This is a genomic window from Deinococcus aestuarii (genome assembly GCF_018863415.1).
Classification (GTDB): domain Bacteria; phylum Deinococcota; class Deinococci; order Deinococcales; family Deinococcaceae; genus Deinococcus; species Deinococcus aestuarii.
The window spans coordinates 80140-99808 of the sequence record NZ_JAHKSN010000001.1 but is presented as its reverse complement, the minus strand read 5'-3'; the positions used below and the strand labels follow the sequence as shown (position 1 = coordinate 99808).

Genomic DNA, 19669 nt, shown 5'->3' with positions numbered 1-19669 from the left:
GGGGCAACGTGCCGGGATGCGGAAGGCATAAGGCGGAGGCCCTGGCACGGACCTCCGCCTTCTCCTCAGCCTTCGGCCCTACGGCTCACGCCAGAATCTGCGGCGGTGCCGTTGTCCCACGCTCGAACTGAACGCCCTCCTGGCCGAGCACCACGCGCAGCTCCTCGCCCGCGTTGCCGATCAGTTCCAGGGCCAACGGGTCCTCGATCTCCTCGCGGACCAGGGTGCGGAGTTGACGGCTCGACCCGACCGCGTGCTTGGGGCTGCGGGACTTGAGCTTGCTCACCAGCCACGCGGCGATGGCGGGGTCAAAGGTCACCGTCAGCTCGCGGCTGGCGAGTTCCTCCCGCATCTCGCCGAGGAGCTGCTGGGCCACCCGCACGAGTTCGTCCTCGCCGAGCGGGCGGAAGCGGATCACGTCGTCGAGGCGGTCGAGGAATTCGGGCGTGAAGATGTGCCGCAGCGGCGCGTTGTTGTCGGGCGTCACGGGCGAGAAGCCGACCGTGGGGTTCACGTTGAAGCCCGTGTTGCTCGTCATGATGATGATCGTGCGGCGGAAGTCCACCGTGCGGCCCAGCCCGTCGGTCAGCCGCCCGTCGTCGAGCACCTGGAGGAAGGTGTTGTAGATGTCGGGGTGCGCCTTCTCGATCTCGTCGAGCAGGATCACCGAGAAGGGCTGGCGGCGCACGGCCTCCGTCAGGCGCCCGCCCTGCTCGTAGCCCACGTACCCGGGAGGCGACCCGATCAGCTTGGAGATCGAGTGCGACTCCTGGAACTCGCTCATGTCCACCCGGATCAGCGACCGCTCCGAGCCGAAGAGGGTGCGCGAGAGCGCCCGGGCGAGGTGCGTCTTGCCCACGCCGCTGGGACCCACGAAGAGGAAGCTCGCCGAGACGCGGGTGCGCCCGCCCAGACCCACCCGGGCCCGCCGCAGGGCGCTGGAGAGCGCCTTGATCGCTTCCGGCTGCCCGTACACCTGGTCGGTGAGCTGGTCTTCGAGGTCGCTGAGCTGCGCCGCCGACTCCTCCGAGTACACGCCGCCCATCGAGTTGATCACGCTCTCGATGTCCTCGCGGGCCACCATTGGCTCGCCGTCCTCGGTCTCGGTGATGGGCAGGCCCACGCTCATGTTCAGGCGGACGCGGCTCGCCGCCTCGTCGATCAGGTCGATGGCCTTGTCGGGGAAGTTGCGGCCCGGCAGGCTGCGCTCGCCGATGCGCACCGCGAGTTCGAGCGCCTGGTCGGGAATCTGCACGCCGTGGTGCTCCTCGTAGCGGTGCCGGAGCCCCCGCAGGATTTGCAACGTCTCGGCGGGGCTGGGCTCCAGCACGATCACCGGCTGGAAGCGGCGCTCCAGGGCGGCGTCCTTCTCGATGTAGCGGTGGTACTCGCCGGTCGTCGTCGCGCCGATGACCTGAATCTCCCCGCGCGAGAGGGCGGGCTTGAGGATGTTCGCCGCGTCGAGGGTCCCCTCCGCCCCACCCGCCCCGACGAGGGTGTGCAGCTCGTCGATGAAGGCCATGACCTTGGCGTTGCGGAGTTCCTCGATGATCTGGCGCAGCCGCTCCTCGAACTCGCCCCGGTACTTCGTGCCCGCAACGACGCCCGAGAGGTCGAGGCTGACCAGCCGCACGTCGTGCAGGTTGGGCGGCGTGCGCTTTTCAAAGATGGCGAGCGCGAGCCCCTCCACGATGGCGGTCTTGCCGACGCCGGGGTCACCGATCAGCACGGGGTTGTTCTTCGTGCGGCGGGTGAGGATCTGGGTGACGCGGCGGATTTCCTCGCTGCGACCGATCACCGGGTCGAGCTTGCCCTCGCGGGCCTGCTTGGTGAGATCGCGCCCGTACTCGTCGAGGAAGGGGGTGGCGACGGGCTTGGCGGGCTTGCCGCTGGAGGACCCCTCGCCCTGGGCGAGCACCCGCCAGCGGATCGTGTCCACGTCCTTGGTGAGTTCCTGGAGGATGCGGAAGGCCACCCCGTCGCCTTCGCGGATGATCCCGAGGAGGATGTGCTCGGTGGAGGTGACCTGGGCGCCCAGGGAGCGGGCCTCGGCGCTCGCCAGTTCCATCACCCGGCGGGCGCGGGGAGTGATGCTGGGCGCGTCATTGAGGCGGCTGCCCTCGCCGCGACCGATGATCTCCTCGACGCGGCGGCGCAGGCCGTCGAGAGAAGCGCCGAATTCGCTGAGGATGGTAGCGGCGGTGCCGCCCTCCCGCATCAGGCCGAGGAGGAGGTGTTCGGGGCCGACCATCGCGTGCCCGAGGCGGTTGCCTTCCTCACGGGCGTAGTGGAACACGAGGCGGGCGCGGTCATCGTATCGGTTCATAGGCTCCCCCTCTGTCGGGCGGGCCGCACGGCCCAGAACGGCGCGGCGCGGGGCGAAAGCGGGTCATGGTCTGGCACTGATTCTAGTCTAAGGGCGCTTCCCCACTGTGCAGGCGTCGAATCTCACCTTCTCCCCCACTGGGACACCCGACCTCAGGCTAGCGCGCCCGGGCTGACGGGGACCTCGCGCAGGCTTGACCGGGCTCAACGTCCCCCTCATGCCGCGTCAGCCTCGCGTCCGCGCCCGCGTCGCCAGGGCGCTCAGGGCGGTCAGCGCCGCCTCCAGGGTGGTGTCGCGGCCCTCGTTGCTGAGGACCCCGATGTCGGTGGGGGCAGAGACGTCGGGCGTGATGAAGGCGGGCAGCGGCTCGTCGCCGTCGCTGTAGGCCCGCAGCACCGTCACGGCGAGCACCCCGCCGTCGGGCATGGGCTGGAAGACCACGCCGCTGTTGCCCACCCCGCGCGTCTTCTCGCCGACCACGATGGCCCCGGCCTGCCGGGCGTAGTGGGTAAAGACCTCCGCGCACGACGCCGTGTTCGGGCCGACGAGGACGGCGAGCGGCCCCGGCCACAGGTTCCAGGTGGGTTTGGCCGCGCGGGCGAGGAAGGGCAGCACCTCCTCGCCGCGCAGGCCGCCGTAGGTGTAGGAGCCGCCCTGCCAGCGGGTCTTGTACAGCACGGGCCCGAAGGTGCTCGCGGCGGCCACGCACTCGCCGAGCGACCCGCCGCCGTTGTACCGCACGTCCACGACGACGGCCTTGGCGCCGCGGGCCTGCGCCTCGGCGAGGCGGGCGAGGAAGAGTTCGGAGGCGTCCGAGGAGAGGAAGGTCGGGTACTGGATCACGGCGGTCTTGCCGTCCGGCCCGGCCCAGGCGAGGGTGGGGGCGTCGCGGGCGAGCAATTTCTCGGTGGAGAGCGTGAGGTCACGGTCAGCCCCCCCCGCGCGGTGCACGGTCACCCGCAGGGGCGAGCCCGCGCGCTCCAGCCGCACGAACTCGGTGGGGCCGACCGGGAGGTTCTGGTCCTCCGCGTCCTTCCCGGCGGCCTCGCCGTTCACGGTGGTCAGGAGGTCGAACCGCCGCACGTCCGCCCGCGCGGCGGGGCTGTCCGGCATGACGGAGGTGACGAGCAGGCCCCCCCTGACCCGCGCCACACGCACGCCCGTGCGGTTCACGGCCCGGTTGAAGGTCACTTCCGCGATGCGCTCGGCGCCCTCCGCGTCGCGGATGTTGGTGTGGTCGTCGCCGAGTTCCTTGAAGAGGTCGCCGAGGACCGCCCGGCCCGTGGCATAGTCGCAGGCGTCGCCCTGGGGCGCGCACTTCTCGGCGAGGAGGGCGCCGTACTTCGCCCCGAGTTGCTGGCGGTCCACGGTGGACCAGCCGAAGTAGCGGGTCTGCACGGTGCGGGTGGCGGCGTCGAAGAGCTGGGTGGCGGGACTCGCCCCCGCCGTGAGGGCGGTCAGGAGCGCGAGGGCACAGGCACGGCGGCGTGTGGACACGTCCCCAGGCTAGCGCGGGGTCAGCGTGAGTAACCGTGGCGCAGGGCGGGGGGTGACGCCCCTCCCCCTCACCCCCCGGTGTGGACGGGTGCGGAGCCGGACACGTCGCGCCCCTCGCCCCCGATGTGCGTGACCAGCGTGCCGACCCCCTCCACCTCGACCTCCACCGTGTCGCCCCGCTCCAGGGGACCGACGCCCTCGGGCGTGCCGGTGAGCACCACGTCGCCGGGTTCCAGGGTCACGAAGCGGGTCACGTAAGTCAGGATCTGCACCACGTCGAAGATCATGTGGCTCGTGCGACCGTCCTGGCGGGTCTCGCCGTTCACGCGGGTCCGCACCCGCAGGTCGGTGGGATCGAGGTCCGTCTCGATCCAGGGGCCGAGGGGGCAGAAGCGGTCGGCGGCCTTGGCGCGGAACCATTGCAGGTCGGTCTTCTGGAGGTCGCGGGCGGTGAGGTCGAGCCCGCAGGTATAGCCCAGCACGGCGGACAGGGCCCCGTCCGGCTTGAGGGTGCGGGCCCGCTGGCCGATCACCAGGGCGAGTTCGCCCTCGAAGTGGAAGTTCTGCGACCACCCGGGGTAGGGCACCGTGCCGCCCGGCTCGGCGAGCGTGTTCGGCCCCTTGAGGAAGATGCCCGGCTCGGTCGGCAGGGCGTTGTCGGGGAGCAGGTTGCCCAGCTCGCGGATGTGGTCGAGGTAGTTGCGGCCCACGCAGACGATCTTGCTGGGCTCGGCGGGGGCGAGGAGCTTGGTCTCCTCCAGCGGCACCGTCTCCCCTGTCGGCTCGCCGCCCATGCCGCGCGTGAGGTGGATGGTGTCTCCCTCGACCTGGCCCCAGCGGGGGGCCCCTCCATGCTCGACTCTGACCAGACGCATGGGGGGAGGATATACGCTCGGGCGGTGCCGACCCTCCCTCAACTCCGAGAACTCCAATCCATCGCCCAGGCGGGCCTGACGTACACCCGCGATCCCTACGACCGGGAGCGCTTCGAGCGGCTGCTCGCCCTGACCGCCGAGCTGCTCGCGGAAGGGACGGCGCAGGCGCCGGAAGAAGTCCACGGACTGCTGCGCGCCGAGAAGGGCTACCTCACCCCCAAGGTGGAGGTGCGGGCCGTGGTGCTGAGCCCCTCGGGCGAGGTGCTGCTGGCCCGCGAGCGCGAGGACGGGCGCTGGAGCCTGCCGGGCGGGTGGGCCGACCCCGGCGAGAGCCCGCGCCAGATGGCCGTGCGCGAGGTCCGGGAGGAGACGGGGTACGCGGTGCGGGCGGTGCGGCTGCTGAGCGTGGTGGACAAGAGCCAGCACGGGCACCCGCCGGAGCTGTGGGCGGTGTACCAGCTCAACGTGCTGTGCGAACTCGCCGGGGACGCGGCCACCACCGAGCACACCCACGCCGAGAACATCGAGACGCTGGAGAGCGGCTGGTTCGACCCCGAGGACCTTCCGCCCCTGAGCCTGAACCGCAACCTCCCGGAGCAGGTGCGCCGGGCCGTCCACCTCGCGCGGCACCCCGAACTCGGCGTGGACGTGGATTGAGACTCGGGCAAACCCTCGCCCGGGGGCCGGGGGCTAGACTGCCGCGATGACGAGCAGCCCAGGAACGAGTCGCCCGGTGACCGGGAGGCCAGCGCCGCACAACGGAGAAGCGAGCCGCCCGGCGACGATCAGCCTCCCCCCAGGCTTCATCCGCGCGCAGGACGTGCTGGACGAGCGGTTCAGCCCCGAGCAGGCCCGGACGCTCGACACCCGCTACGGCAACGAGGAACTGCTCTTCGGTCTGAACCTCCTCGGGCTCGCCGGGCCCTACTACCGGGTCAACCCCTGGGAGCTGGAGGACGGGGACGGCGTGCGGCGGATCAACGCTTCCGGCTACGCGGCGGTCCCGTTCGGGGACATGCCCCCGGTGCTCACCGCCTTCATCCGTGAGTTCACGGAGAAGAACCGGGCGCAGACGCTGCCCCAGCAGGCGAGCAGCCCTTGGCGCGCGGCCCTCCAGACGAACCTCGTGCGGCTGCTCGCCCGCGAGCTGCCCTCTCATACGGACTCGCAGGTCTTCTTCTGCTCCAGCGGCACGGAGGCCATCGAGGGGGCGCTGAAGTTCGCCAAGGCGTGGCGGCCCAGGGGGAAGTTCTACATCTCCTTTTCGAGCGCCTACCACGGCAAGACGCTGGGGAGCCTCAGCCTCACCCCCAACCCCGAGTACCAGGACGTGTTCCGGCCCCTGATTCCCGGCGCCCTGACGAGCCCGTACGGGGACGTGAGCGCGCTCGCCACCCTGATCCGGCGGCTGGGACCGCAGAACGTGATCGCCGTGCTCGTCGAGCCCATCCAGGGCGAGGGCGGGGTGAACATCCCGCCGCCGGGCTTTCTGGCGGGGGTGGGTGAGGTCTGCCGCCGTCACGGCATCGTGGTGATCGCGGACGAGATTCAGACCGGGCTGGGGCGCACCGGGCACTGGTTCGAGTCGGCGGCGCAGGGGCTCGACCCCGACATCGTGACGCTCGCCAAGCCGCTCGGGGGCGGGATGACGGCGGTGGGGGCGACCATCGTGCGCCACCCCATCTACAAGAAGATGCTCGGCGGCCTGAGCTCCAAGCGGCACTCGAACACCTTCGGCGGCAACGCGCTGGCGATGGCGGTGGGGCTCAGGTCGCTCGAATACCTCATTGAGCAGGACCTCCCCGCCCGCAGCCTGCGGCTGGGCGCCGTGGGGCTGGAGCGGCTGAGAACCCTTCAGCAGCGGTTTCCGCGTCTCTTCGAGGGCGTGCGCGGCCAGGGGATGCTCCTCGCCATGCAGTTCAGGCCGATGGTGGGGGTGCCGCTGCCCGGCGTCCTCAAAGAGCTCGTGTTCGAGGCGACCGCCATCCTCGCCCTGCGCGAGCTTCACCACGCCGGGGTGATGGCGAACCTCAGCCTCTCCTCCAAGCGCACCGTGCGCCTGACCCCGGCCCTCGACCTCCCGGAGGACCTCTTCGGAGCGATGTTCGACCGGGTAGAGCGCTTCGCCGAACGGAACCCGGCCTCCCGCCACATCCTGACGAACACGCCCCCCGCGACGGTCGCCCGGCTGGCGAAGTTCGCCGCGAGCAAGCCGAAGAAACGCACCGAGAGCGACGGGTAGGGGCAACGGCGACGACCTGGGGCAGAACGTGTCGGAGTTCGGGCGCCCCGGTCCGGCCACCAGGCCACCACGTTCGGCCCGCCCCGCCCGCGCCGTGAGAACAGCGCCCGCAGGAGCAAGGCCCAGGCGGCGGCGTCCACCAGCGTCCGGACCACTCCCACCGCCCCCAGAATGAGCCCGTAGCACCCCGCGCCGACGTCGCCGCGCAGGATCAGCCAGGGGAGCGCCGCGTTGACGACCACGCCGACCACACCCGTCAGCAGCAGGAGCGTCAGCGCGGTGATCACGAGCCGGGAGGGGGCGGGCGCCTCCTGACGACGAGTGACGGCCAGAACGATCCCCACACTCCAGATGAGGAGCAGGGGGGCCGCGGAGGCGAGTTGGAAGAGGATGCCGGTGATCAGGTCCACGGCCATCCGCTCATCTTTCAACAGCGGTGGCGCCGGCACCGTCCTGCCCCCTACGCCAGCCCGCACCCCCGCTGCACGAGCAGATGCACCTCGTCGCGGCCCAGGCGCCGGGCCTGAAGCGGCAACCCCGCGGGCAGCGTCCCCAGACCGGGCACGATGGGGGCGAAGCGGAAGTCGGGCTTGGCGATCAGGTCGCGCCCGGCGGTGAAGGCGAGGACGAAGTTCACCCGCAGTTCGTAGTGGGCGTTCAGCTCCGCGCGCAGGGGCCCCGGGTCGCCGCTCAGGAGGGCGAGCAGGGCCGGGTGGGTCTCGAAGCCGTCCTCCAGATGCTCGGTGACGCGGGGCGTGTCGAGGAAGAGGGCGGCGCCGGGCAGGGTGTAGCCGGTGACGCGGCGGCGGCACAGCTCGGGCGGGTCGCCGCGCGGGGAAGTGACCTCGCGCCCGGCGCGCTCGGCGGCCCCCAGGTAGGACCAGAAGCGGCCCAGGCTGCTGTAGCGCGCGAGTTCCACGTACCCGGCGGGGCGCGCGGGAAGGGGGCGGGTGGGCCGGGGAGTCACGGCCCCATGCTAAGGGAGGGGGCCAGAGGAGGCGCCGCCAACGCTGAAGGGTGGGTGAACGGCCCTTGGGTGAGCCCTCGCAGTCCCGCCAAGCTGCACCGGGTACAAAGAGACATGACGACCCAGCAGAACAACCCGATGGCCCTGCTCGGCCAGATCGACCCGGACGCGCTCGGGCGCCTCAGCGAGCGGGTGGACCTCCCGGCCCTGATCAATGCCGCCTCGCGCCTGAGCGACGGACAGCTCAAGCAGCTCTCGCGGACGCTGGCGGGCGGCGACCGCAAGGCGCCCGTTCTCCCTGAGCCGAACGCCGACTTCTACGGCCAGCTCGACGAGTTGACGGACGAGCAGAAGGAAGTCCAGATGGCGGTGCGTGCGTTCATGCACGGGACGGTCGCGCCCATCATGAACGAGTACTGGAGCCGCGACGAGTTCCCGCACCAGATCCTCCCCGAGCTGCGGCGCCTGAACCTGCCGCGCCGGGTGTGGAACGAGGACGGCACCCGCAAGCCCGACGCGACGATCATGGAGGGGCTGATCACCCTGGAGGCCTGCAAGGTGGACGTGTCCACCGCCGTGTTCTTCGGGGTCCACACGGGGCTCGCCTTCGCCTCCATCGCGCTTGGCGGCAGTGCCGAGCAGAAGGCGGAGTGGCTGCCGAAGATGCTCGACCTGGAGGCCATCGGCGCCTTCGGCCTGACCGAGCCGGAGGGCGGCTCGCAGGTCAGCCAGGGGATGCGGACGACCTGCCGCCGCGACGGGGACGGCTGGGTCCTCAGCGGCGAGAAGAAGTGGATCGGCAACTCGACCTTCAGCGACTTCACCGTGATCTGGGCGCGTGACGTGGACACCGGGGAGGTCCGGGGCTTCATCGTGCGGGCGGGGACGCCGGGCTACGAGGTCAGGAAGATCGAGGGCAAGATCGCCCTGCGGATCGTGGAGAACGGGCACATCACCCTGACGGATTGCCGGGTGCCCGACGCCGACCGCCTTCAGGAGGTGCGCGGCTGGCGGACGACGGCGGAGGTGCTGCGGCTGACCCGCGCGGGCGTGGCGTGGCAGGCGGTGGGCTGCGCGGCGGGCGCGTACGAGCTGGCGCTGGGGTACGCCCAGACCCGCGAGCAGTTCGGCAAGCCCATCGGAAACTTCCAGCTCATCCAAAACCACCTCGTCCACATGCTCGGCAACGTGACGACCTCGCTTGCCCTGTGCCTGCGGCTCTCGGAGATGGCCGACGCGGGGACCATGCGCGACGAGCACGCGGCGTTGGCGAAGGTGATCACGGCGGCCCGCTGCCGCGAGACGGTCGCCCTGGCGCGCGAGACCTTCGGCGGCAACGGCATCCTGCTCGAAAACGGGGTCGCCAAGCACTTCACCGACACCGAGGCGATCTATTCCTACGAGGGCACGAACGAGATCAATACCCTCGTGGTGGGCCGGGCGATCACGGGCTTCAGCGCCTTCGTCTGAGAACGGCGCTCACCGCGGGGCAGCAGAGGGAATCAACCCTCTCCGGCCTGCACCTCCCCGGCCGACTCCCGCGGTCAGAGAGTGGGCTGGGGACGGCGTGAACCGCGTGTGCCGTCCCCAGGTCGGTGAGACGGGGCCGCCCGCCCCGAAAACAGCCTGTCGGCGGCGTGAGCTGTGAATTAAGCAACAGTCTTGCCCGGGAGGGGTGAGGAGCGTTTAGGGTAGGTCCCGAAGCCTGTCAGCCCCCCGGGGCGGGGCGTGCCGCCGTGCAAGCTACCTTCAGCGGCACCCGAAGGAGAAGTCCATGACCCTGAACACCGACCGACTCTCGCACCGCCTGTCCTGGCCCGGCATCTTCGCCGGGCTGGTGCTCGGCTTCGTCACCACCCTGACGATTCTGGCCCTGGGGCTGGTCATCACCGCCCTCACCGGCATCACCCTCACCGGCACCGGCATCCAGGCCGCGATCTGGACCGCCCTCGCCGCCCTGATCGGCGCCTGGGCGGCAGGCCGCACCGCCGTTCGCGCCAGCGCCCCCGCCACCCGCAACACCGACGGCATCGCCGCCATGAGTCACGACGACGCTTCCCTCACCGGCCTCGTCACCGGCGGCCTGCTGGTGCTGCTCACGACGCTGCTGACCTACAACGTGCTGAGCAGCCTGCTGGGCACCGCGACCAACGTGCTCGGCAACGTGGCGGGCACCGTCACCAACGCGGCGGGCAACGCCGCCCAGAGCGGCAACGTCCAGAACGGCCTGCAAAACTTCATCAGCGGGGTCGACCAGCAGGACGTGGCGGCCCTCATCGCCGAGAACAGCCCCAGCCTGAACCAGGAGCAGGTGAACGCCGCCGCCAACGTGGTGAGCAATATCTTCCGGCGCTCGGCCTACGACCTGGGGCAGCAAAACCTCTCGACCATCACCGACTTCATTCCGGCCCGCGTCCAGGCGATCCAGAACGCCCTGACCGGGCAGAACTTCCAGGCCCGGCTCCAGAACCAGGGGCTGAGCGCGGCCCAGGCGCAGGAAGTGCGGACGGTGGTATCGAACGAGATCAACCGTCTCCAGCAGCAGGGCCAGCAGCTCGCCCAGACTGCCGAGAGCGTCGCCCGCACGACGGCCCGCAACACCGGGCTGGGCTGGCTGCTCGCCTCGGGCCTGACCCTGCTGTTCTCGCTGCTCGGTGCGCGCGGCGCCGCCACCCACCGCGCCATCGCCGCGCTTCCGGTCGACAACAACCTCCGCTAAGCCGCCCCCATCCCAGGCGCCGCTCCCCCACGGGGGCGGCGTTTCTCCTGTCCTCTACGCTGGTGTCATGACCCGACCGCGCCGACCCCTTCGCCGGGGACGCCCCCTCCTCACCGCGCCGCTCCTGGTGTGGGTCGATGACCTGACGGCCACAGCCGGGCAGTTCGTCGTTCGTCCGCTCCTCGTCGTCGGGCAGGACGCCGCGTAGCCGGGGGCGCGGGCAGACGCCCGGCAGGAACGAGGGCTCACACCGTTCATCGACATTCGGCCCGTGGGGCGGGGGGTGCGGACGGTGATTCCCGGCTTCCCGCTCGACCTCACCGTGCTGGGCGCGGATCGACCGCTTCGGGGCGGGCCAGCGCGTCTTTCTCACCGGTCATCCCCTCGGCGGCGCGGTGGCGGCTGGGGACGCGGCGCGGCACGGCGACCGTCTGTCCGGCCTGATCCTGATGGGGGCGGACCTGGCTGGGAACGTCAACCTGCGGGAGGCACGTCTGCGGGTTCTCTCCCTTCTCGCCGAGCGGGATGGCGTGGCGAGCGCGGGGGAGGTGCGGGGCGGCCTGAGAGGGACCCGGCTCACCCTCCTGCCCGGCGCCGTCCACGCCTTTTTCGGGCGGTACGGTCCGCAACGGGGCGACGGGCAGCCCACCATGAACCGCGCGACGACGGAGGCGCAGGTCGTTCGGGCCGCCAAGGAGTTGATGGCGACACCCTAATCCGCTCTCACCACTCGAAGAAGAGGGCGTCTCCACGGGAGAGTTGACGCCAGCGTCTCCATTCGGGTCCTTCCCTGAGACTTAATTCTTGCAGGTTCTCGGGTGTGGGTCTGGCATTGAGCCAGGCAGCATCCGGGGTAATCCATCCGTTCGCCTGCCACCACCCCGCTAACGGCTGTGGATTGATGTACCCGTGCCCCCATGCAACCCAACTGGAGGCCCACTCATCCATACTCTCCCGCAAGGCGTCTGCATCTACAAATCCCAGTACGGGAACAACACGATGCACGCGCATCTCCACGCTCGGGCCCTGATGGGGCGCCTGGAATGTCAAAGCTTGCATCAAGCCGTCCGACGGTGAGGCGGTGAAAGGATATAGACCCCAGCCAGTCTGGCGCGTGAAACGGTAGAGGTCGGCCTGCAAACGCGGCAGCGGGAGATCATCCATCTCTGCCAGGTCGTCCACCAACCACAGCTCGGCGACGGAAGCCACGCCCCCCTCCCTACCCCAGCGCCGCGAGCAGCCGTTCCACGTCGGCCCGCCAGGCCGCCGCGTCCTCCTCTTCCCAGAGGTCGGGGAGGTCGCTGTCCTCGCCAATCACGCGCTCCACGGCGGCGCGGCCCAGGTCGCGCAGGGGTTCGAGGTCGGCGGGGTGGGCGCCCGAGAGCCACGCGCGCAGCCCGGCGTCCGTGACCCGCCCGGTGTCGCCCGTCAGCGCGGCGGCCAGCACCTCGGCGGCGGCGAGGGTGCGGTGGCCCTCCTCGGCGGCGAGGAAGTCGGTATCGGGGTCGAGGGCCACGTCGAAGGCCTCGGCGAGGGCGAAGGCGCCGTCCTGCACCACTTCCTGCGCGAAGGCCGCGCCCACCTCGTTCTCGAAACTGCCGGTGCCCCAGACGTTCATGCGGTCATTGTGCCAGCCCGGCGCGTCCCCGGCGGCTCGAAACCGGATCAGGGGCAGACCAGCGACACCTTTGCCGCCACCGAGCGGGGATCGTTCGTCGGGGCGGCACGAAGGTTGGCCCGGTACTGGACTTCCATGCCCACGAAAAAGGCCTCCCGCGGGGGCGTTTGAACCTCACAGCTCTTCTGGCCGTCGAGCACACCCACACGCCCGTTCGTGAAACTCCCGCCCCAGATCATGCCCCCCCTCCCGGGAAGGGTCTGGTTCAGGGGGGAGCGCCGCCCGGATGAGTCAACGGAAACGTAACGGTCCGTCGCCCATCCGGTATCGGGGCCCGGCGAGGAGGTGACCAGATGCCCGCCTTGCGGAATGGGGAACAGTTTGAAGCCTGCCTCCGACCTCAGCGGCGGTGCACCCTTCACCCCGTACTCGACGAGCACCCAGCCGACATACCCCTGGGGAATGAGGTAAAGCGCGGGGGTCCGCCGCTTCTCCCGCACGCAGCCGGTGAGCAGCAGCGCGAACAGGAGCAGGACGGTCCCAACCATAAACACCCGCCCTCGTCCGCCCATACCGCTCCTCCACCGCGAAGGCCGCACCCATCTCGTTCTCGAAACTTTCTGCTTCCGGGACGTTCATGTGGTCCTGACAGCAGAATCAATCCTCTGTTCTGGGAGGCTCCGAGTTCTCGTAGTGGTGATGCGGCTGGTAGGCCGAGGAAAACCCAGCCAGAAACTCCGGCGTTGGCTGCTCAGGCTTGGACCTGAATCTGCCCTGAGCAACCACCCAGTCGTAGGCGCCCATGTCGAGCGGATACCACGTCAACATGCCCTCCAACCGATGCTCGCGGACCCACGCCTCGCCCCGTTCCAGCGTCGTGAAAACGGCGGCGGGCTGCTTCGCCCAAACACCCATAAAGACCCAAACGCCGGGCAACTCAGGAGTGTCGGACACTCAGACACCCGCCCGTTCCCGCCCGTACCGCTCCTCCACATACCGCTCCAGCAACTCCTGAAAGTCCTCGGCGATGCGAGGGCCTCTGAGCGTCGTCAGCAGCTTGCCGTCCTGATACACCGGGGCGCGCGGGTCCTCACCCGTGCCGGGCAGGGAGATGCCGATGTTGGCGTGCTTGCTCTCGCCGGGGCCGTTCACGATGCAGCCCATGACGGCGACCTGCATGTCCTCGACGCCGGGGTACTTCGCCTTCCAGACGGGCATGGCGTCCCGGATGTAGTCCTGAATCTTCTGGGCGAGTTCCTGAAAGAAGGTGGAGGTCGTGCGTCCGCAGCCCGGACAGGAGGTCACCTGCGGGAGGAACTGGCGCAGGCCGAGGCTCTGGAGAATCTGCTGGGCGACCTCGACCTCCAGCTTGCGGGGGGCGCCGGGCTCGGGGGTGAGCGAGACGCGGATGGTGTCGCCGATGCCGTCCACAAGGAGGGGGGCGAGGGCCACGCTGGACGCCACGATGCCCTTCATACCCATGCCCGCCTCCGTCAGCCCGAGGTGCAGGGGGTAGTCGCACAGGGGCGCGAGCTGGCGGTAGACCTGCCACAGCTCGGGGGCGGAGCTGACCTTGACGGAGATGATGATGCGGTCGTGCGGGAGGCCGAGCTTTTCGGCGTAGGCGGCACTCTCCAGCGCCGAGACGACCATCGCGTCGATCATCACGTCGGTGCCGCTTTTCGGGCTGCCCCGGCGCGCGTTCTCGTCCATCAATCGGGCGAGGACCTGCCCATCGAGCGAGCCCCAGTTCACGCCGATGCGGACGGGTTTGCCGAACGCCCTGGCGACCTCGATCATCGTGGCGAAGTTGGCGTCGTGGTGCTGCCCGGCGCCGACGTTCCCCGGGTTGATGCGGTACTTGGCGAGGAGGCGGGCCGTCTCGGGGAACTCGGCGAGAAGGATGTGGCCGTTGTAGTGGAAGTCACCGACGATGGGCACGTCGATACCGAGGTCGTGCAAACGAGCGACGATCTCGGGGAGGGCGGCGGCGGCCTCGCGGGTGTTCACGGTCACGCGGACGATCTCGGACCCGGCGCGGGCGAGCTGGGCGACCTGGATGGCGGTGGCCTCGGCGTTGGCGGTGTCGGTGTTCGTCATGGACTGCACGACGACGGGGTGGGCACCCCCGACGGGCACGTTCCCCACCCAGGTGGTGACGGTCTGGCGGCGGGCGGTCATGCCCCCAGTCTACGTGCGCGGGGCCGGGACGTTTCAGGCGGGGCCTACTGAACGGGCACCTGCACGACGCCGTTCACGATCATCTGCCGGACCTTGGTGAGCTTGGCCTTCAGGGCGGGCGAAATCAGCGCGGCATTGAAGTCGTTCAGGCTGAGTTCGACGCCGCCGTTCTCGACGCCGAAGGTGCGGTCGCCCGCCCGCCAGGCCTTGCCCTTGGCGGCTTCATCCACGAGGGTGAAAACGGCGTTGTCCGCGCGCTTGAGAACGCTCGTCAGGGTGTGGTTGAGCGTCTTGCGGTTCACGTCCGTGTCGCCGGGAGCGTCCAGGCTGCTCTCGGTGGCGATGGCGAAGACGGGACGGGTGTTGCCCCTGCACTCCGCCCTGTAGGGGTCGCTGCGGGGCACCGCGCGGTAGGGATCGGCGCGAAAGCGCACCCCGGCGGGGAGGCGGGCGGCGCTGAGGCACTGGACGGTGGTTGCGGCGGTGACCACACCCCGGTTGCTCGCCCCCACCGCGGCGAGGATGATGTCGGCCCCGCGCGCGTACTGCCGCCGGGTGAGGTCGGAGGCGCCCACCACGTTGCCCCCCCGCGGCAGGCTGGCACGCAGGACCCGGCAATCGGGGCAGGCGAAGGCCACGCCCGCCTCGAAGCCCGCGCGGTACCGGCTGGCCGTGGCGTCCCCCTCCCCGGTGATCACGCCCAGCACCCGCGTGCTCGTGGCGTTGGCGGCGAGGAATCCGGCCAGGAAGCCGCCCTCCTGCTCGCGGAAGCGCAGGCCCACCGTGTTCGCGCCCCCCGGAAGGGCGTCCACCCCCACGAAGCGGACGGACGGGAATTCGCGGGCGGCGGTGCTCAGCGGCCCGGCGCTCGCGCGCCCCACCCCGATCACCAGCGTGCTGCCCGAGCGGGCGGCGGCGCGGGCCTGCCTGAGCATGTCGCCCGGGTCGGCGGAGGTCACGGTGTCATAGGGCATCCCGTGTTCGCGCACGGCGCGCTCCAGCCCGCTGCTCGCCGCCTCGTTGACGGCCTTGTCCCAGGGACCCGCCGGGTCGAGAATCAGCGTGACGCCCGTGGAGGGCGCGGCGGCGGGGGCGGCGCCGGTGAGGGCCGCGAGCGTCAGCAGGGACGCCCGAAGGAATCGGGGGCGGGTCGTCATGGTGCCCCCAGTGTGGCGGTCGGCCCCTGTCGGGAACCTTGCAGGCGCGGCGGACAAGGGATGAAGGTTCGCATCCGGCCCGGCCCCTTGACCGGACGCCCCCTCCTCTTCAGACTTGCGGGACAGTTCGGGGCTCACCCCGAGCGACAACCCGAAGGCAACGCTTGCCCGCCCGGCACGACCTCCTGTGGATGAAGCAGGAAGGACCGTGCCGGGCGGCTTTTTGGAGGAACGAGGGATGAACACGAACGGGGCGGGAGAGGCGCAGCACGACCACACGCCGGGCTACACCGAGCGGCTGGGAGCGACTCTGGGCGAGACGGTCAGGGTCCGCGTTCGCGTCACGCTGCCCGTGACGGAGGTTAAACTCAAGCTCGTGCGGGTGGGCGAGATCGAGTTGCTTCCGGCGCGGGAGGTGACGGGGCCGGGCGGGGAAGGCCGCTGGTTCGAGGCCGAGCTGCCGGTCCACGACGCCAGGGTGCGCTACGCCTGGCTGCTCCTCTTCCCGGACGACCACCTCAACCTCACCGGGCTGGGGCTGCACCACTCGCGGCGGGGCTTTCGCAACTGGTTCCAGTACCTCGCGGGGCACGTCTCGCCCGAGTGGGCGTGGCGCAGCGTCTTCTACCAGATCTTCCCCGACCGCTTCCGCAACGGCGACCCAGATGGCGACGTGCGGACGGGCGAGTACGAGTACATGGGCCGCCCGGTCGAGCACGCCGGGTGGGGCTCACCGATCACGAAGAGGGGCGACGTTCATGCCCATTACGGAGGCGACCTCCAGGGGGTCACCCAGGCCCTTCCGTACCTGCACGACCTCGGCGTGAACGCCCTGTGGCTCACCCCGATCTTCGTGAGCCCGTCGAACCACCGCTACGACATCAGCGACTACCGGCACGTCGATCCGCACCTGGGAGGGGACGCGGCGTGGGGGGAGCTGGCGCGGGAGGCCGAGCGGGCGGGCATCCGCCTCGTGCTCGACGGCGTGTTCAACCACATGGGGGATGAGAACGTGCTGTTCAGGGCCGCGCTGGAGCGGGAGGACGCCCCCGAGCGGCGGCTGTTCACCTGGCGCGACGAGCCGGGCAAGCCGCCCTACCACGCCTTTTTCGACGTGCCGACGCTGCCCAAGATCGACTACCGCAACGACTTCGCGGTGCAGGAATTCTTCAGCGGCGAGGAGAGCGTGGTCCGCCACTGGCTGCGGCGCGGGGCGGCGGGCTGGCGGCTGGACGTGGCGCACATGATCGGGACGGGGGGCACCGACGAGGACAACCTCCCGCTGCACCGGGCCCTGAAGGCGGCGGCGCGCGAGGAGCGGCCGGACGCCTACGTCTTCGGCGAACGCTTCTACGACCCCGAACACGCGCTCGACGGGCGGGGCGAGGACGGGGCGATGAACTACCACGGCTTCGGCCTGCCCGTCATGCAGTGGATGAGCGGTGAGACACACCTCGGCGAGCCCAGCCGCCTGGACGGGGTGGAACTCGCCGACATCCTCTGGGACGCCTACCACGCCCTGCCACCCCAGGTCGCGCTGAGCATGTTCAACCTCCTGGAGTCGCACGACATCTCGCGGGCCCTGTTCCGGGTCGGGGACGACCGGACCCGCTTCCTGGCCGCCTTCACCCTCCTGATGGGGTACGCGGGCGTGCCCTGCACGTACTACGGTTCGGAGATCGGCCTCTCGCAGCACACGCGCGGCCAGATGCCGTGGTGCCGCGAGAGTATGCCCTGGGACGAGGCGAGGTGGGATCAGGAGTTGCGGGCGAGGGTGCGCGCGCTGATCCACCTGCGCCGCGAGACGCACGTCCTGCATGAGGGGAACCTCCGCTTCCTGCACGCGGAGGCGGACGCGATGGCCTTCCTGCGCGAGTTCACGCACGCGGACGGGCGCACCGAGCGGGCGGTCGTGGTCGCCAGCCGCCGCGGGGAGGGGCACGAGGTCACCCTCACCCTCCCGGCGGGCGAGTGGCGGGACGGGCTGAGCGGTGAGGTGCTCGGGGGCGGCGAGGTCAGGCTGGACGCGGCGGGAGGGCGGGTGCTGCTTCAGGGGTAAGGGAGGCGAGCCAGCGGTCGGCCTCGCGGGGCGAGCGCAGCCGCACGACCCGCAGGTGCGGATACCCCGCGACGAGGCCGGGCATCTCCCGGCGCCGCTTCCAGTGGGTGCGGAAAAACCAGGCGAGGATGCCGTCCCGCGTCAGGAGGTTGACCCCCAGATGCTCGCGGTTGCCGTTCCACAGCTCCTCCCGGGTGAAGCCGCGCCGCACAGTTCGGCGCAACAGTCGCCAGAACACGAGCGGAGCCGGGTAGTCCAACCAGACCAGCGTGTCGGCCCGCGTCCAGCCGAGGTCACGGGCTTTGGTGTAGTTGCCGTCCATAACCCAGGCGGGCTGCCCGGTGAAGACGTCCACCCGGCCCCGGAACTCTCCGAGCGGCGCCTCCTTCCAACCGGGGAGGTGATTCCAGGCGTCCTGCTCGCCGTGGGGCAGACCCAGCCGGGCGGACAGGGTGCGCGCCAGGGTCGTTTTCCCGCTGCCCGTCGTTCCGATCACGAGGATGCGCCGCATGGGGGGAGGAAAGCACGCCGGACCGGGGAGCGCCATCGGCGAAATGACCGACCCCTCCCCCGCCGCGCTTGTTACACTCGTTGCCACATGGCACACGCATCCGACGGGCACCTGTACGCGCAGTGGGTCGAGCTTCTGGGCTGGCTGGAGGCGGAGGCCGCCGCGCGCGGGCTGGCCTTCCAGAAGGTCGCCGACTTCCCCGACTACATCTACCGGATGGAGCGCCCCTACGACCTGCCCACCACGGTGATGAGCGTGGCGCTCCTCACGGGCGGACAGCCCCTCCTCGTCGCGGCGGTCAGCCCCCGGCACGTGGACCTGAAGGGCGTGTCCTTGCGGCTGATGGGCGGGAGCAAGCACTGGCACCTGCACGCGGGCGAGCGCGGCCTGCTGGAGGGCAAGCGGCCCTTCACCCGCGACCGGCTGGGGGTGATTCTCGACGGGGCGATGAAGGGCGTGGCGTAGGCGTTAGCGGGCCTCCAGCGGCTTCCTCGCGTCGAGAATGAGGGAGACGAAGCCCAGACGCCCCTCCCGGTTGCGGTGGTCGAGGCGCAGCGAGCGGTAAATCGGGCCGGTGGAGACGTCCCACTCGTGGTAATGGAAGCGCCCCTCGTCGTCGCAGTATTCGAGGAGTTCGACCCCGAAGCCCGCGCTCCTGAACACGTCCGCGAGGAGGCGGTGGTCGTACACGACCCTGTGGTCGGCGGCGGGGTGGTCCGCCGGGCCGGGGCCGCCGACCTGCACGGTGCGCTGGTACTCGGGATCGGGGAAGTTCGCGTCCGGGACGGCGCAGCGCAGGAAACCGCCCGGCTTCAGGAACTCGAAGCACAACCGGGCGGCGGCGCGGCCCTCGTCCTCGGTCAGGTGTTCCCAGACGTGCTCGCACAGCAGGGCGTCGGCCCGGCGTCCACCGAACCACGCCTCCCAGGTCGAGCGGTCGAGGAGGTCGAGGTCCCCTCGCTGGGTCGGAATCCAGCCCTCCCACCTCTGCTCCCCCGCACCGATGATGACGCGGAGCGGCTCGGCATCCGTGGGCACAGGTCGCCTCACCACACCCGGAAGGCCAGGAAGCCCGCGCCGATCCCGATCAGGGTGCCCACCAGAACTTCCAGGTAGGTGTGGCCGAGCAGCACCTTCAGCGGCAGCGGCGCGAAGCCCTCGCGGACGACGGCGCGCAACTCCTCGACAAGTTCGTTGAGCAAGCGGGCCTGCACGCCGCTGGAGTGGCGCACGCCGGTCGCGTCGTACATGACGATCAGGGCGAAGACGGCGCTCGCGGCGAAGAGGGGGCTGCCGAGCCCCTGGGTGAGGGCCACGCCGGTGGATAAGGCGGCGACCATCGCGGAGTGGCTGCTGGGCATCCCGCCCGTCTCCATCGCGGCGGCGGGGCGCCAGCGGCGCTCGACGAGCAGGATCAGGAAGACCTTGACGACCTGCGCGCCCGTCGAGGAGAGGACGGCGGTCCAGAGCCAGCGGTTCCCGAGGAGGTCGTCAAAAGAGGTGTTCACACGCGGGAA

21 protein-coding genes are annotated in these 19669 nt (G+C 70.6%); 8 read left to right on the top strand and 13 right to left on the bottom strand.

Annotated features, from left to right (window positions below; all coding sequences use genetic code 11):
* Positions 1-85: 85 nt before the first annotated feature.
* The 3 genes from IC605_RS00510 to IC605_RS00500 all read right to left on the bottom strand — a co-directional run bounded on the left by IC605_RS00510 (position 86) and on the right by IC605_RS00500 (position 4698).
* On the bottom strand, positions 86-2326 hold the full coding sequence (locus IC605_RS00510) for an ATP-dependent Clp protease ATP-binding subunit (protein WP_216317618.1): 2241 nt from the start codon (positions 2324-2326) through the stop codon (positions 86-88).
* A gap of 225 nt (positions 2327-2551) precedes the next feature.
* Positions 2552-3823: a S41 family peptidase gene (locus IC605_RS00505; RefSeq protein ID WP_216317617.1), complete on the bottom strand. Its 1272-nt coding sequence runs from the start codon at positions 3821-3823 to the stop codon at positions 2552-2554.
* 68 nt (positions 3824-3891) lie between these two features.
* Positions 3892-4698 carry a fumarylacetoacetate hydrolase family protein gene (locus tag IC605_RS00500; protein WP_216317616.1) on the bottom strand — a complete coding sequence of 269 codons (807 nt, stop codon included), beginning with the start codon at positions 4696-4698 and terminating at the stop codon, positions 3892-3894.
* A gap of 24 nt (positions 4699-4722) precedes the next feature.
* Here IC605_RS00500 and IC605_RS00495 point away from each other — a divergent pair, with 24 nt between their 5' ends.
* Positions 4723-5355 (top strand): NUDIX hydrolase, encoded by a 633-nt coding sequence (locus tag IC605_RS00495; protein ID WP_343216452.1) that lies wholly within the window; start codon positions 4723-4725, stop codon positions 5353-5355.
* A 46-nt stretch (positions 5356-5401) separates the two neighbouring features.
* Positions 5402-6940, top strand: a complete 1539-nt coding sequence (locus tag IC605_RS00490) for a class-III pyridoxal-phosphate-dependent aminotransferase (protein WP_246580241.1) — start codon at positions 5402-5404, stop codon at positions 6938-6940.
* 460 nt (positions 6941-7400) lie between these two features.
* Here the strand turns inward: IC605_RS00490 and IC605_RS00485 are convergent, their stop codons facing one another.
* A complete protein-coding gene (locus IC605_RS00485; protein WP_216317614.1) occupies positions 7401-7907 on the bottom strand; it encodes a hypothetical protein in 507 nt (168 codons plus the stop codon).
* A gap of 114 nt (positions 7908-8021) precedes the next feature.
* Here IC605_RS00485 and IC605_RS00480 point away from each other — a divergent pair, with 114 nt between their 5' ends.
* The 4 genes from IC605_RS00480 to IC605_RS24340 all read left to right on the top strand — a co-directional run bounded on the left by IC605_RS00480 (position 8022) and on the right by IC605_RS24340 (position 11342).
* Positions 8022-9377, top strand: a complete 1356-nt coding sequence (locus tag IC605_RS00480) for an acyl-CoA dehydrogenase family protein (RefSeq protein WP_216317613.1) — start codon at positions 8022-8024, stop codon at positions 9375-9377.
* A gap of 304 nt (positions 9378-9681) precedes the next feature.
* Positions 9682-10626: a hypothetical protein gene (locus tag IC605_RS00475; RefSeq protein ID WP_216317612.1), complete on the top strand. Its 945-nt coding sequence runs from the start codon at positions 9682-9684 to the stop codon at positions 10624-10626.
* A gap of 67 nt (positions 10627-10693) precedes the next feature.
* Complete coding sequence (locus tag IC605_RS24345) at positions 10694-10834, top strand: hypothetical protein (protein ID WP_246580240.1); 141 nt, start codon at positions 10694-10696, stop codon at positions 10832-10834.
* A 187-nt stretch (positions 10835-11021) separates the two neighbouring features.
* A complete protein-coding gene (locus IC605_RS24340) occupies positions 11022-11342 on the top strand; it encodes an alpha/beta hydrolase (protein ID WP_343216451.1) in 321 nt (106 codons plus the stop codon).
* Between the two features lie 7 nt (positions 11343-11349).
* On the opposite strand, the gene IC605_RS00465 is transcribed toward IC605_RS24340, so the two are convergent.
* From IC605_RS00465 to IC605_RS00440, 6 genes are all read right to left on the bottom strand, one after another.
* Positions 11350-11835 carry a hypothetical protein gene (locus IC605_RS00465; protein WP_216317611.1) on the bottom strand — a complete coding sequence of 162 codons (486 nt, stop codon included), beginning with the start codon at positions 11833-11835 and terminating at the stop codon, positions 11350-11352.
* A gap of 10 nt (positions 11836-11845) precedes the next feature.
* Positions 11846-12244: a DUF4259 domain-containing protein gene (locus tag IC605_RS00460; protein ID WP_216317610.1), complete on the bottom strand. Its 399-nt coding sequence runs from the start codon at positions 12242-12244 to the stop codon at positions 11846-11848.
* Positions 12245-12291: 47 nt separating this feature from the next.
* Positions 12292-12792 carry a DUF6843 domain-containing protein gene (locus tag IC605_RS00455; RefSeq protein WP_216317609.1) on the bottom strand — a complete coding sequence of 167 codons (501 nt, stop codon included), beginning with the start codon at positions 12790-12792 and terminating at the stop codon, positions 12292-12294.
* Between the two features lie 109 nt (positions 12793-12901).
* Positions 12902-13198 (bottom strand): DUF7710 domain-containing protein, encoded by a 297-nt coding sequence (locus IC605_RS00450; RefSeq protein ID WP_216317608.1) that lies wholly within the window; start codon positions 13196-13198, stop codon positions 12902-12904.
* A complete protein-coding gene (gene ispG / locus IC605_RS00445; protein ID WP_216317607.1) occupies positions 13199-14425 on the bottom strand; it encodes a flavodoxin-dependent (E)-4-hydroxy-3-methylbut-2-enyl-diphosphate synthase in 1227 nt (408 codons plus the stop codon).
* A gap of 44 nt (positions 14426-14469) precedes the next feature.
* Positions 14470-15582 carry a BMP family lipoprotein gene (locus IC605_RS00440; RefSeq protein WP_216317606.1) on the bottom strand — a complete coding sequence of 371 codons (1113 nt, stop codon included), beginning with the start codon at positions 15580-15582 and terminating at the stop codon, positions 14470-14472.
* 238 nt (positions 15583-15820) lie between these two features.
* Here IC605_RS00440 and IC605_RS00435 point away from each other — a divergent pair, with 238 nt between their 5' ends.
* Positions 15821-17641 carry an alpha-amylase family glycosyl hydrolase gene (locus tag IC605_RS00435; protein ID WP_216317605.1) on the top strand — a complete coding sequence of 607 codons (1821 nt, stop codon included), beginning with the start codon at positions 15821-15823 and terminating at the stop codon, positions 17639-17641.
* Here IC605_RS00435 and IC605_RS00430 read toward each other — a convergent pair.
* Complete coding sequence (locus tag IC605_RS00430; protein WP_216317604.1) at positions 17598-18152, bottom strand: P-loop NTPase family protein; 555 nt, start codon at positions 18150-18152, stop codon at positions 17598-17600. The two genes, IC605_RS00435 and IC605_RS00430, sit on opposite strands and share 44 nt — an antisense overlap.
* Before the next feature lie 87 nt (positions 18153-18239).
* Here IC605_RS00430 and IC605_RS00425 point away from each other — a divergent pair, with 87 nt between their 5' ends.
* The gene (locus IC605_RS00425) at positions 18240-18617 is read left to right on the top strand and encodes an NADH-quinone oxidoreductase subunit 15 (RefSeq protein ID WP_216317603.1); all 378 of its coding nucleotides are present in this window, start codon (positions 18240-18242) and stop codon (positions 18615-18617) included.
* Between the two features lie 3 nt (positions 18618-18620).
* On the opposite strand, the gene IC605_RS00420 is transcribed toward IC605_RS00425, so the two are convergent.
* On the bottom strand, positions 18621-19190 hold the full coding sequence (locus tag IC605_RS00420; protein ID WP_216317602.1) for a class I SAM-dependent methyltransferase: 570 nt from the start codon (positions 19188-19190) through the stop codon (positions 18621-18623).
* Positions 19191-19198: 8 nt separating this feature from the next.
* Positions 19199-19660 carry a divergent PAP2 family protein gene (locus tag IC605_RS00415; RefSeq protein WP_216317601.1) on the bottom strand — a complete coding sequence of 154 codons (462 nt, stop codon included), beginning with the start codon at positions 19658-19660 and terminating at the stop codon, positions 19199-19201.
* Positions 19661-19669 lie beyond the last annotated feature (9 nt).

Coding starts and splice junctions, on each gene's coding strand:
- IC605_RS00510 (WP_216317618.1), bottom strand. CDS start 2,326: ATGAACCGATACGATGACCGCGCCCGCCTCGTGTTCCACTACGCCCGT.
- IC605_RS00500 (WP_216317616.1), bottom strand. CDS start 4,698: ATGCGTCTGGTCAGAGTCGAGCATGGAGGGGCCCCCCGCTGGGGCCAG.
- IC605_RS00490 (WP_246580241.1), top strand. CDS start 5,402: ATGACGAGCAGCCCAGGAACGAGTCGCCCGGTGACCGGGAGGCCAGCG.
- IC605_RS00480 (WP_216317613.1), top strand. CDS start 8,022: ATGACGACCCAGCAGAACAACCCGATGGCCCTGCTCGGCCAGATCGAC.
- IC605_RS00475 (WP_216317612.1), top strand. CDS start 9,682: ATGACCCTGAACACCGACCGACTCTCGCACCGCCTGTCCTGGCCCGGC.
- IC605_RS24345 (WP_246580240.1), top strand. CDS start 10,694: ATGACCCGACCGCGCCGACCCCTTCGCCGGGGACGCCCCCTCCTCACC.
- IC605_RS00460 (WP_216317610.1), bottom strand. CDS start 12,244: ATGAACGTCTGGGGCACCGGCAGTTTCGAGAACGAGGTGGGCGCGGCC.
- IC605_RS00455 (WP_216317609.1), bottom strand. CDS start 12,792: ATGGTTGGGACCGTCCTGCTCCTGTTCGCGCTGCTGCTCACCGGCTGC.
- ispG (WP_216317607.1), bottom strand. CDS start 14,425: ATGACCGCCCGCCGCCAGACCGTCACCACCTGGGTGGGGAACGTGCCC.
- IC605_RS00440 (WP_216317606.1), bottom strand. CDS start 15,582: ATGACGACCCGCCCCCGATTCCTTCGGGCGTCCCTGCTGACGCTCGCG.
- IC605_RS00435 (WP_216317605.1), top strand. CDS start 15,821: ATGAACACGAACGGGGCGGGAGAGGCGCAGCACGACCACACGCCGGGC.
- IC605_RS00430 (WP_216317604.1), bottom strand. CDS start 18,152: ATGCGGCGCATCCTCGTGATCGGAACGACGGGCAGCGGGAAAACGACC.
- IC605_RS00425 (WP_216317603.1), top strand. CDS start 18,240: ATGGCACACGCATCCGACGGGCACCTGTACGCGCAGTGGGTCGAGCTT.